Below are 10,783 nucleotides of genomic sequence, written 5' to 3'. Positions count from 1 at the left end.
CCTCCATCAGGGAGATCAGGGTGGCCCATACGGGCACGCCACGGACGTAGTTCTTGGTGCCGTCGATCGGGTCGACGACCCAGCGGCGGGGGCCGGTGCCCTCGACGCCGTACTCCTCGCCGAGGATCGCGTCCCGGGGGCGGGAGCGCTGGAGATGGCCGCGGATGAGTTCCTCGGCGGCCTTGTCGGCCTCACTCACCGGAGTCATGTCGGGCTTCGTCTCCACCTTGAGGTCGAGGGCCTTGAAGCGGGACATGGTGCTCGCGTCGGCGGCGTCCGCGAGGACGTGGGCGAAGCGGAGGTCGTCGAGGTAGTCGGCCATGGTGCGAACGGTATCCGCCGAGGTCGGTGCGGGGCCATAGGGGGCCCGGGGCAGGAGCGCCCGGAGGAGTTCGGTGCGCCCCCGGGGGTGCGGAGTGGCGCTGTGCGGGTACCTGACGCCGACGGGATCCTCCGGGGTTTCCGTCGGCCCGCGCATGTTGGCCGGAGTGCGCCCGTAGGCGCTCTCGCGAACCCTTGACAGTGGGTTGATGCGCGTCAAATCTGAGGGCCAGAGCCGCCCGCTCGTATCAGGGAGGCGATGATGCCTGCAGCGCGGGAATCCTTGTTGGACGCCGCTTACACGGCGCTGGTGCGCCGTCCGTGGTCCACCGTGCGGATGGTGGACGTGGCGGCGGTGGCCGGAGTGTCGCGCCAGACGCTGTACAACGAGTTCGGCAGCAAGGAAGGGCTCGCCCGGGCCCTGGTCCGCAGGGAGGTGGACGGCTATCTCGCAGGGGTCGAACGGGCGTTGGCCACCCCCGTGGACAGCAGGGAACGGCTCGCCGCGACCGCCGAGTGGACCGTGGCGGTCTCCCGGGGCAACCTGCTCGTACGGGCCATGCTCACCGGTTGCTGGAGCGAGCGCCTGCCCGCCCTCACACTCTCGGCGGTGCCCTCGTCCTCCGTGGTGCCCGCGCAGCGCCGGGCCGACGGGCCGCTGCCCGCGCCCTCCGACTTCGTGGCGCTGGTGCGCGACCGGGCCGTCGCCGCGCTGTCGCCGCCCGGCACCGCCAGGGCGGACACGGTGGAGCTGGCCCGTTCCTGCGAACTCGCCGTCCGGCTCGCCCTGTCCTGCGTCGCGGCGCCGCCGCGCGAGGGTGGGGTCACCGATCTGGTGCGGACCGCACTGCCACGCCAGCTGAGCAGGCCCCTTGGGTAGCCACTAGTGCGCCGAGCCCGAGAGCTGGAGGCCGACGACGCCCGCGATGACGAGGGTGATCGAGACGATCTTCAGGGTGGACACCACGTCGCCGAGGAAGATCATCCCGTAGATCGCCGTACCGGCCGCGCCGATGCCCGTCCAGACCGCGTAGGCCGGGCCGACATCGAGCTTCTTCAGGGAGAGGGTCAGCAGGCCGAAGCTGCCGAGGGCGAAGATACAGAAGGCGACGGTGGGCCAGAGTCTGGTGAATCCGTGCGAGAGCTTCAGACAGACGGCGAAGCCGGTCTCCAGCAGACCCGCCACGACCACGAGCAGCCACGCCATGTCTCGTCCTCCCGTGTCCCCACGTTCCGTGACCGCTTCATCCGATGTCGACTGATCTCACCTGATGCGCCTGATCTCGCCTGGTCTCTTCGGGTCTCATCTGGTCTGGATCAGACTTGGTGCGATTATGCACTTACCGGGTGGAGAGGGGCGCAAACAACGCGGAGGTCAGTCGCCTTCCCGTCGGCGGGGTCAGTCGCCCTCCCGTCGTTCGCGGGTCGAGAGCAGTCGGCGCAGGGAGTACAGCCGCGCCGGGTCCGCGTGACCGTCGGCGACCCACTGGTCCAGCGCGCAGTCCTGCTCGTCGTGGCTGCACGCGCGCGGACAGCCCTCGGTGCCGGATTCCAGGTCGGGGAAGGCATGGATGACCCGCGTCGGGTCGATGTGGGCGAGGCCGAAGGAGCGGATCCCGGGGGTGTCCACCACCCAGCCGCCGTCGGAGTCCGCGAGGGGCAGGGCCAGCGCCGAGGTCGTGGTGTGCCGGCCGCGACCCGTCACCGCGTTGACATGGCCGGTCGTCCGGCGTCGGTCGTCGGGGACGAGCGCGTTGACCAGGGTCGTCTTGCCCACGCCCGAGTGACCCACGAACGCCGTGACCTTGCCGTCGAGGTGCGCGCGCACCCGGTCGGCCGCGGCGCCCTGCTCCAGCTCCTCGCGGCTCGTCACCACGAACGGGATGTCGAGGTCCCCGTAGAGCTCCAGGAGCTTGTCGGGCGAGGCGAGGTCCGACTTGGTCAGGACGAGGAGGGGTTCGAGGCCGCCGTCGTACGCCGCGACGAGACAGCGGTCGATCAGCCGGGGGCGGGGCTCGGGGTCGGCGAGGGCGGTGACGATGGCGAGCTGGTCGGCGTTGGCGACGACGACGCGCTCGTACGGATCGTCGTCGTCGGCGGTGCGGCGCAGCACCGACGAGCGGTCGGCGATGCGGACGATGCGGGCGAGGGTGTCCTTCTTGCCGGAGAGGTCTCCGACGAGGGCGACGGTGTCGCCGACGACCGCGGCCTTGCGGCCCAGTTCGCGGGCCTTCATCGCGAGTACGATCCGGTCCTCGACGAGGCAGGTCAGTCGGCCTCGGTCGACGGTGAGGACCATGCCGTCGGCGGCGTCCTCGTGCTTCGGACGGATGTTCGTCCGGGGGCGGTTGCCCTTGCGGTTGGGACGGGTCCGGATGTCGTCCTCGTCGGTGTGCTTGCCGTAGCGGCGCATGATCGTCGTCCGCCCGTCAGTTCCCGAGCATCCCGGCCCACAGTTCGGGGAAGTCCGGCAGTGTCTTGGCCGTCGTCGCCACGTTCTCGATCCGCACGTCCTTCACCGCCAGGCCGATGATCGCGCCGGCGGTGGCCATGCGGTGGTCGTCGTAGGTGTGGAAGACACCGCCGTGCAGCGGGCGCGGGCGGATGTGGAGGCCGTCGGCGGTCTCGGTGACGTCGCCGCCGAGTTCGTTGATCTCCTTGGTGAGGGCGGCCAGCCGGTCCGTCTCGTGGAGGCGGAGGTGGGCGACGCCGCGCAGGGTCGACGGGGAGTCGGCGAGGGCGGCGACCGCGGCGATACCGGGGGTCAGCTCGCCCACCTCGCCGAGGTCCACGTCGATGCCGTGGATCGCGCCGGATCCGGTGAACACCAGCCCGTACTCGGTGAGTTCGCAGGAACCGCCCATCTCGGTGAAGATCTCCCGGAGCTGGTCGCCGGGCTGGGTGGTGCGCGTGGGCCAGTCGGGGACGACGACCTTGCCGCCGGTCACCAGGGCCGCCGCGAGGAACGGCTGGGCGTTGGACAGGTCCGGCTCGATCGTCAGATCACGGCCGAGCAGCGCGCCCGGCGTGACCCGCCAGACGTTGGGCTCGCCGCCCGACTCCGGGGTGTCCACCTGGGCGCCGACCGAGCGCAGCATGTCGACGGTCATCCGGATGTGCGGCATGGAGGGCAGCGTCGAGCCGATGTGCCGGACCTCCACGCCCTGGTTGAAGCGCGGCGCGGACAGCAGGAGAGCGCTCACGAACTGCGAGGAGGAGGAGGCGTCGATCTCCACGGAGCCACCGTCGAGGGCACCGCTGCCATGGACCGTCAGCGGCAGGGCGCCCCGGCCGTCGTCGTCGATCCGGGCACCGAGCGCGCGCAGGGCGTCGATCACACCGTTCAGGGGGCGCTCGTACGACCTCGGGTCGCCGTCGAAGCGGATGGGGCCGTCGGCGAGGGCAGCCACCGGGGGAAGGAAGCGCATGACCGTGCCGGCGTTGCCGACGTCGACGGTGGCCGGGCCGCGCAACCCCGCGGGCAGGACACGCCACGCCTCGCCGGAGACGGCGGAGCCGCTCGTGGCCGAGGAACTGGACGAGACCGTCTCCTCGATGCCGACGCCCATCGCACGCAGGGCGGCCGCCATCAGGAGGGTGTCACGGGAGCGGAGGGGGCGGCGCAGCCAGCCCGGCTCGCTGGCGAGGGCCGCCAGGACCAGGGCGCGGTTGGTGACGGACTTGGACCCGGGCACGTGGACCGTCGCGTCGACGGCTCCGCTCGCGTGCGGGGCGGGCCAGAGGGCGGGCTGTGCGTTCAGGGCCATGAGCCCACTTTAGTGGGGGTTCGCTCCGCCGGGCTCAGCCGGTTGACGTGCGTCGCTCGTCGTGTACGCGTCCGTGTTGGCATGTGTCGCTCGTCGCGTACGCGCCCGTTCGGGGCAGTTCGTGGCCGATCGCGCGGCGCCGCGTCGTACGGCCGCCACAGCTGACGGTCACAGCCTCAGGAGCCACCTTCCGCCGCCCAGCAGCGCGCACACGGACACCACGTGGAACATCAGCAGCCATACCGTCGCCGGCACATGGGTCAGGCGGGAGAGCTGGTCCGCGTCGGAGTCGCCGGCTCCGCCCCGGCGGCGCTTGGCCTGGAGCTCGAAGGCGGGGCGTACACCGCCCAGGAGGAGGAACCACACCACCGCGTACGCGAAGGCCGCCTGGACCTGGGGGCCGGCGAGCCAGGAGACGACGACGAAGGTGCCGCCGGTGACCACGACCGTGAGAGCGCCGTACGCGTTGCGGATCATGATCAGCATGGCGACCAGGAGGATCGTGGAGAGCCACAGGAGCAGCGTGATCCGGCCTGAGCCGAGGAGGGCGGCGCCGCCGAGGCCGAGCAGCGGGGGAGCGGTGTAGCCGGCGGCCGCGGTGAGGATCATGCCGAGGCCCGTGGGCTTGCCGCGGCTGACGGTGAGGCCGCTGGTGTCGGAGTGCAGGCGTATGCCGGTCAGGGTGCGGCCGGTGAGCAGGGCGACCAGGCCGTGGCCGCCCTCGTGCGCGATGGTGATCGCGTTGCGCGAGAGCCGCCAGACGCCGTGCGGGACGACCGCGGCGAGCGCGGCCACCGCGGTGGCGATGACGACCCAGGTGTCGGGGTCGGGCTGGGTGCCGAAGACCTCGTCCCACAGGCTGGCCAGCGAGGTGGCTGCGATGCTTTCCATGGTCGGCGGTATCTCCTCCGGGTCGCGTCGGATCTGGAAGTGTGGCACTCGGGGGCGGACGGTATGTGAGACGCCGGGGTGCCGGGGATCGTTCCTGGGGGAAACGGCTGGTCGGAGCGGTGGACGCGGGGGTGTGGTCCGCGATGCGGACGACGGGGGCACCGGCAGGGACAGCGGAGGGCGCCTGGTGGCCGTCCGGTGGGCGCCTGCGCGCGCCGCGCCCCGTCGGTGGTCTGCCACCCTTGGATGTGTCCGGGTGGAGGACCCGGCGTGTGCGCGGGTCGGAGGGGTGGTTCGAGATGTGCGGGCGGTATGCGTCGAGTCGCAGGCCGGAGGATCTCTCGGGAATCTTCGAGGTCGAGAAGTGGGAGCCGGAGGAGACCCTGGAGCCCGACTACAACGTGGCCCCCACCAAGGAGGTCTACGCGGTTCTCGACCGCCCCCTCAAGGACGCCGACGACAAGCGGCCGGTCCGCCAGCTGCGCAAGCTGAAGTGGGGGCTCGTCCCCTCCTGGTCCAAGAACCCCGAGGGCGCCGCCCGGATGATCAACGCGCGCGCGGAGACCGTCCACGAGAAGCCCTCGTACCGTCGTGCCTTCGCGTCCCGCCGCTGCATCCTGCCCGCCGACGGGTACTACGAGTGGGTCACCGGCAAGCACGAGCGGGACCTGGAGGTCGAGGGTAAGAAGAAGAGGCCGCGCAAGCAGCCGTACTTCGTGCTCCCCGCCGACGGATCCGTGTTCGCCATGGCCGGGCTGTACGAGTTCTGGCGGGACAAGACCCTGCCGGACGACCATCCGCAGGCCTGGTGGGTCACCTGCTCGGTGATCACGACGGAGGCGGAGACGACCCCGCTGGCCGTGGCGCCCGCGGACGGCCCGTTCACGCTGGCCGAGATCCACCCCCGGATGCCGTTGATGCTCACGCCCGACCGCTGGGACAGCTGGCTGGACCCGGCCCGGACGGATCCCGACGATCTGCGCGGCCTGCTGGAGCCGCCGCCCGCCGGACTGATGCGCGCCTACCCGGTCTCGACGGCCGTCAGCAACGTCCGTAACAACGCCCCGGAGCTGTTGAAGGAGCTGGAAGGCCCCGAGGAGGGCACACTCTTCTGACGTGAACGGGATCAGAGAAGAGATCGACACCGAGGCGGGCACGGCCCGGGTCACCTGGCACGAGGCGCGGGACGCCCGATGGGTGCTCGCCGTGAGCCATGGCGCGGGCGGCGGCGTCGAGGCGCGCGATCTCCAGGCCCTCGCCGCCGTCCTCCCCGCGCACGGGGTGACCGTCGCGCTCGTCGAGCAGCCCTGGCGGGTGGCCGGCAAGAAGCTCGCGCCCGCGCCGAAGACCCTGGACGTCGGTTGGCGGGGCCTGTGGCCCGCGCTGACGGGGCCGGGGCTGCCCGTGATCGCGGGCGGGCGCAGCGCCGGGGCCCGGGTGGCCTGCCGTACCGCGCAGGAGCTGGGCGCGGCGGCCGTGCTCGCGCTGAGCTTCCCGTTGCATCCGCCGGGCAAGCCGGAGAAGTCCCGCGCCGGTGAGCTGCTCGGCGCCGGGGTGCCGACACTGGTCGTGCAGGGCGGGAACGACACGTTCGGGAGGCCGGAGGAGTTCCCGGAGGGGCCGCACGCGCTCGTGGAGGTGCCGTACGGGGATCACGGGTTCGCCGTACCGAAGCGGGCGCCCCTCGATCAGGAGGCGGCGCTGAAGGTGATCACCGACGGTGTCGTGGAGTGGATCGGGTCGCTGGGCCGCGCGAGCTGAGGTCGTCCGCCCGGAGACGCTGAGGTCGTCCGCCCGGAGACGCTGAGGTCGTCCGCCCGGAGACGCTGAGGTCGTTCGCCGGGACGAGTGGAATGGGTCACTCGGTAAGGAGTCGGTGGGAAGGCGGGAATGTTGCGTGACGGTCCCCTGTTGTGCGGATCAGACAGCGCGAGACCGTGCTGACCGTCGTAGGAGAGGAAGTCCGCCGCATGGGTTCGACCATCTGCCCGACCCGCAGCAGCCGCGCTGACCTGGACTGGACGGTGCTGCACGCGGCGAAGAGCGCCCCTATTCGGGCGGCGGCGGGTGCGGATCGTCGTCTATCCTCCGAATCTGGTGGTACCGGTTTCGGTGCCGCACAGACACTGGAGGAGGTGGGTCCGGTCACTGGGACCGACGCAGGGACCGAACGGGGCCAGGCGGAGCAGCCCGAGGGCACGGAGACCGCCGCGGACCGCAACGCTCGTTTCGAGCGGGACGCGCTGGAGTTCCTCGACCAGATGTACTCGGCCGCGCTGCGCATGACGCGCAACCCCGCCGACGCCGAGGACCTGGTGCAGGAGACGTATGCCAAGGCGTACGCGTCCTTCCACCAGTTCCGCGAGGGCACCAACCTGAAGGCCTGGCTGTACCGCATCCTCACGAACACCTTCATCAACTCGTACCGCAAGAAGCAGCGTGAGCCCCAGCGCAGTGCGGCCGAAGAGATCGAGGACTGGCAGCTGGCGCGCGCCGAGTCGCACATGTCGACGGGTCTGCGTTCGGCCGAGTCGCAGGCGCTCGATCACCTGCCCGACTCGGACGTGAAGGAAGCGCTGCAGGCGATCCCCGAGGAATTCCGCATCGCTGTGTACCTCGCCGATGTCGAGGGCTTTGCGTACAAGGAGATCGCCGACATCATGGGGACACCCATCGGTACGGTGATGTCCCGGCTGCACCGGGGCCGCCGTCAACTGCGCGGCATGCTCGAGGACTACGCCCGTGACCGCGGGCTGGTCCCGGCCGGCGCCGGAGAGTCGAACGAAGCGAAAGGCTCGGGCTCATGAGCTGCGGAGAGCCGCACGAGACGGATTGCAGCGAGATCCTCGATCATCTCTACGAGTTCCTCGACCGGGAGATGCCCGACGCCGACTGCACCAAGTTCGAGCACCACTTCGAGGAGTGCTCGCCGTGCCTGGAGAAGTACGGTCTCGAACAGGCCGTCAAGAAGCTGGTCAAGCGGTGCTGCGGGCAGGACGACGTGCCGACCGACCTGCGGGCCAAGGTCATGGGGCGGATCGATCTGATCCGCTCCGGGCAGGCGGTCCCCGAGCACGAGGTGACGGCCTCGCCGGCGACACCGCAGGAGACCTGAGCACCCGCCCACCAGCGGTATGCCTGTACCGAGCCCGTTCCGGGCACGGCCGTCCGGCCGCCCTCGGAACGGGCTCGGTCGTGTGCGGTGCCGGGAGTGATCAGACCTCCAGGCCGGTCTCCACGCGCTTCAGGTTGTGGCGGGCCAGGGCCAGATTGCTGCGGGAGCGGTCGAGCGCCAGGTAGAGGAAGAGCGAGCCCTTGCTGCTGCTCAGCGGACGGATCAGGTGGTACTGCTGGCCCAGCGTGATCAGGATGTCCTCGATCACGTCGTTCATGTCGAGCGAGGCCAGGGTGCGCATCTTGGAGCGCACGACCTCGGTGTTCCCGGCGGCCGCGAGTTCGAGGTCGAGGTGCTGTCCGCCGCCGAGGGTGCCGAGCGCCATACCGCTCTCGTAGTCGACCAGCGCCACGCCGATCGCACCGTCGACCGTCATGGCTTCCTTGAGTGCGGTCTCGATGTTCATCTTGCTGCCCCAATTCCTCAGTGCTGCTGACCGGTCACTGTCCGGCCATCTACGATCGAACGCGAGCGATCCTTGGGTCGCAAACGTCAACTTTGTTGCGTGTTTCGGAAGTTGACGCTCAAAGTACTGTGCGGCGCGTGAACGTGGAGGGCGAATGGGGGAAAGGGTGACCGCTCTCCAGGACTCCCTGGACCGGCTTCTCGACTCCCCGGGCGTCATCGGCGTCGCCCTGATCGACGCCGTCACCGGACTCACCTACGGAACCGCGGGCGACGCCGCCCAGGCCGGGACGGGGACGGAGGTCTCCGACCTCGCCGCCCTCATCTCCGAGCGTCTCGGCGAGGCGGGGGCCGTGGGGGAGCTGGAGAGCGTGGTCATGACCAGCAGAAGACGCCATCAGGTGCTGCTCTCCGTGCCCCGGTCGGCCGGCGACCCGCTGCTGCTCGCCGCCGGCCTCGACCGGGACCGGGCCAATATGGCCCTGGCGCTGCGCAGCCTCGGTGACCGGGCCCGAGAGGTGCTGGCGTGAGGACACCCTCGGCACGCAATGTGCCGGCCCTGCTCCAGGCCCTGCACGAGGAGGGCTTCACCGGCACGGTACGGGTCTCCGGTGCCCCTGGTGGCACGATTCATCTCCGCGGCGGCCGGGTCGGCGCGATCGAGACACCGGGCGCGCCGACCGCGACGTCCACACTGCTCGCCTCCGGCCGGATCGACGACGACGCCTGGCTCGCCGCGTGCGCCGCCGAGCCCGACGCGGACCGGCTGGGCCACCGTCTCGAGGCCACGGGTCTGATCGGTGCCGCCGAGCTGGAGGTCGTCTGCACGGCGGCCGTCTATGACGGGGCGTTCGCGATGGCGCTGAGACCGCCGGGGGACTGGGAACTGACCGACCGTGAGCCCACCCTCCTGGCCCGGCCCGGAGTCGAACCCCGCCCGCTGGCCGAGGAGACGTCTCGCCGCATCGCGCTGCTGGCGCGGCTCCGCGGCCCGGCGGTCGAGCTGGCCCGGGGCCGGCCCGCCCCGGTCGCCGACCGCGCGCACCCCGCTTCCGGCAGCGGACTGACGCCACGTCATCGCGAACTCGTCGACAGCGCCAACGGACGTCGCACCCCGCGCGACATCGCCTTCGCCCGTGGTCGCGGACTCTATGCGGTGATGCTGGACCTGATCCGGCTGGAGGCGCTCGGCGCCGTCCGCTGGGAGACCACGACCGTGCCCGAGGGGCGGCCCAGCACCGCACCCCGGGTGCCCCCGCGGACCGTGACCTCGGCCGACGAACCGTCACCGAGGGCCGGTCCCCTACCCAGACGCAGGCCGGGCGGGGGATTTCCCACCGGCGACTTCGGCGCGAGGGACGGGGAGTGAGCGCAGACAAGGACCCGGCCCGCAAGCGCCGCCGACGCACCAAGGCCGCCCGCCTCCGGCGGAGACAGGCCCCCAGAACCCCGCCGGGCCCCGACCACCCGGCCTCCACCACCCACCCCGCGTCTTCCTCCGAGGCCGCGCCCAGCAAGGCCGCGCCCAGCAAGGCCGCGCCCAGCAAGGCCGCGCCCAGCAAGGCCGCGCCCAGCAAGGCTGCACCCAGCAAGGCTGCACCCAGCCAAGCCGCGCCCAGCAAGGCCGCATCCACCGAGCCCGATTCCGCCGCCCAGCCGTCTTCGTCCGCAGAACCCCACCCCGGCGCCCCGACGCAGTCCTCGGCCGAAACGAGGGGCGCACCTGGGGAACCGCCCCCGTTACCCGTGCGCGGAGCCGCGCGCGGCACCGGGCCCGAGCCCGGTGCGGCCGCCGGGGGCGACGCCTCGGAGACCACCGCCGCACCGCCGCCCTTCCCTCCCCTGTCCCTGCTGTCGCCCGAGGAACTCCTCGCCGACCAGCCTTCCCTCGACATGCTGCGGCGCGTCCGCCGCGGGCTTCGGGCTCTCCCCGAGTCGGACCGGAACCCGTCCGACTGAGCCCCTACGGATCCCCAACTCCCCACCGCAGACATCCGGACCAAGGAGCACGTCCCCATGACCGCACACGCCTCGACCGAAACGCTCACCAGCATCCTGACCTCGCTGCGTGACCGGGTCCTGGGCGTCTCCGAGACCGTCCTGTCCACCGTGGACGGGCTCCTCGTCGTCGCCGACGTCGACAAGGTGCACCCCGAGTCCGTCGCCGCGCTGGCCGCCGCGACGCTCGGTGTCAGCCGCCGCATGGCCGACCAGTCCGGCTCCG

15 protein-coding genes are annotated in these 10,783 nt (G+C 71.5%); 9 read left to right on the top strand and 6 right to left on the bottom strand.

Going from position 1 to position 10,783, the window contains the following annotated elements:
- A partial coding sequence (locus tag AOK15_RS38710) for an inositol monophosphatase family protein (protein ID WP_276206257.1) occupies window positions 1-322 on the bottom strand: 322 nt, incomplete at its 3' end.
- A 258-nt stretch (window positions 323-580) separates the two neighbouring features.
- On the opposite strand from AOK15_RS38710, the gene AOK15_RS38705 reads away from it, so the two are divergent.
- Entirely contained in the window at window positions 581-1,201 is a 621-nt protein-coding gene (locus AOK15_RS38705) for a TetR/AcrR family transcriptional regulator (RefSeq protein WP_055523587.1), read from the top strand.
- Between the two features lie 3 nt (window positions 1,202-1,204).
- On the opposite strand, the gene AOK15_RS38700 is transcribed toward AOK15_RS38705, so the two are convergent.
- The 4 genes from AOK15_RS38700 to AOK15_RS38685 all read right to left on the bottom strand — a co-directional run bounded on the left by AOK15_RS38700 (window position 1,205) and on the right by AOK15_RS38685 (window position 4,979).
- A complete protein-coding gene (locus AOK15_RS38700; protein ID WP_055523585.1) occupies window positions 1,205-1,528 on the bottom strand; it encodes a DMT family transporter in 324 nt (107 codons plus the stop codon).
- A 192-nt stretch (window positions 1,529-1,720) separates the two neighbouring features.
- Window positions 1,721-2,734 (bottom strand): ribosome small subunit-dependent GTPase A, encoded by a 1,014-nt coding sequence (gene rsgA / locus AOK15_RS38695; RefSeq protein ID WP_055523583.1) that lies wholly within the window; start codon window positions 2,732-2,734, stop codon window positions 1,721-1,723.
- A 16-nt stretch (window positions 2,735-2,750) separates the two neighbouring features.
- Window positions 2,751-4,088 carry a 3-phosphoshikimate 1-carboxyvinyltransferase gene (aroA, locus tag AOK15_RS38690; protein ID WP_055523581.1) on the bottom strand — a complete coding sequence of 446 codons (1,338 nt, stop codon included), beginning with the start codon at window positions 4,086-4,088 and terminating at the stop codon, window positions 2,751-2,753.
- A gap of 168 nt (window positions 4,089-4,256) precedes the next feature.
- Window positions 4,257-4,979 carry a M50 family metallopeptidase gene (locus AOK15_RS38685; protein ID WP_055523579.1) on the bottom strand — a complete coding sequence of 241 codons (723 nt, stop codon included), beginning with the start codon at window positions 4,977-4,979 and terminating at the stop codon, window positions 4,257-4,259.
- Window positions 4,980-5,278: 299 nt separating this feature from the next.
- Between AOK15_RS38685 and AOK15_RS38680 the strand changes: the two genes are divergently transcribed.
- The 4 genes from AOK15_RS38680 to rsrA all read left to right on the top strand — a co-directional run bounded on the left by AOK15_RS38680 (window position 5,279) and on the right by rsrA (window position 8,094).
- Window positions 5,279-6,094: an SOS response-associated peptidase gene (locus AOK15_RS38680; RefSeq protein ID WP_055523592.1), complete on the top strand. Its 816-nt coding sequence runs from the start codon at window positions 5,279-5,281 to the stop codon at window positions 6,092-6,094.
- A gap of 10 nt (window positions 6,095-6,104) precedes the next feature.
- On the top strand, window positions 6,105-6,740 hold the full coding sequence (locus AOK15_RS38675; protein WP_055523590.1) for an alpha/beta hydrolase family protein: 636 nt from the start codon (window positions 6,105-6,107) through the stop codon (window positions 6,738-6,740).
- A gap of 374 nt (window positions 6,741-7,114) precedes the next feature.
- Entirely contained in the window at window positions 7,115-7,786 is a 672-nt protein-coding gene (sigR, locus tag AOK15_RS38670) for an RNA polymerase sigma factor SigR (RefSeq protein ID WP_055523577.1), read from the top strand.
- Window positions 7,783-8,094 (top strand): mycothiol system anti-sigma-R factor, encoded by a 312-nt coding sequence (gene rsrA, locus AOK15_RS38665; RefSeq protein WP_055523575.1) that lies wholly within the window; start codon window positions 7,783-7,785, stop codon window positions 8,092-8,094. Before sigR ends, rsrA begins: the two co-directional genes overlap by 4 nt.
- A 100-nt stretch (window positions 8,095-8,194) precedes the next feature.
- Here the strand turns inward: rsrA and AOK15_RS38660 are convergent, their stop codons facing one another.
- Window positions 8,195-8,560 (bottom strand): hypothetical protein, encoded by a 366-nt coding sequence (locus tag AOK15_RS38660; protein WP_055523574.1) that lies wholly within the window; start codon window positions 8,558-8,560, stop codon window positions 8,195-8,197.
- Between the two features lie 154 nt (window positions 8,561-8,714).
- On the opposite strand from AOK15_RS38660, the gene AOK15_RS38655 reads away from it, so the two are divergent.
- From AOK15_RS38655 to AOK15_RS38640, 4 genes are all read left to right on the top strand, one after another.
- Window positions 8,715-9,089 (top strand): hypothetical protein, encoded by a 375-nt coding sequence (locus AOK15_RS38655; RefSeq protein WP_240508796.1) that lies wholly within the window; start codon window positions 8,715-8,717, stop codon window positions 9,087-9,089.
- Window positions 9,086-9,928: a DUF4388 domain-containing protein gene (locus tag AOK15_RS38650; protein WP_055523572.1), complete on the top strand. Its 843-nt coding sequence runs from the start codon at window positions 9,086-9,088 to the stop codon at window positions 9,926-9,928. Before AOK15_RS38655 ends, AOK15_RS38650 begins: the two co-directional genes overlap by 4 nt.
- Entirely contained in the window at window positions 9,925-10,518 is a 594-nt protein-coding gene (locus tag AOK15_RS48060) for a hypothetical protein (protein ID WP_240508795.1), read from the top strand. The genes AOK15_RS38650 and AOK15_RS48060 overlap by 4 nt, the downstream gene beginning before the upstream one ends.
- A 57-nt stretch (window positions 10,519-10,575) precedes the next feature.
- On the top strand, window positions 10,576-10,783 hold a 208-nt coding region (locus AOK15_RS38640), incomplete at its 3' end, for a roadblock/LC7 domain-containing protein (RefSeq protein WP_205632299.1).

It is taken from the genome of Streptomyces ossamyceticus, assembly GCF_001418475.1.
Taxonomy (GTDB): Bacteria; Actinomycetota; Actinomycetes; order Streptomycetales; family Streptomycetaceae; genus Streptomyces; species Streptomyces ossamyceticus.
This window is presented reverse-complemented; position numbering and strand designations above follow the sequence as displayed.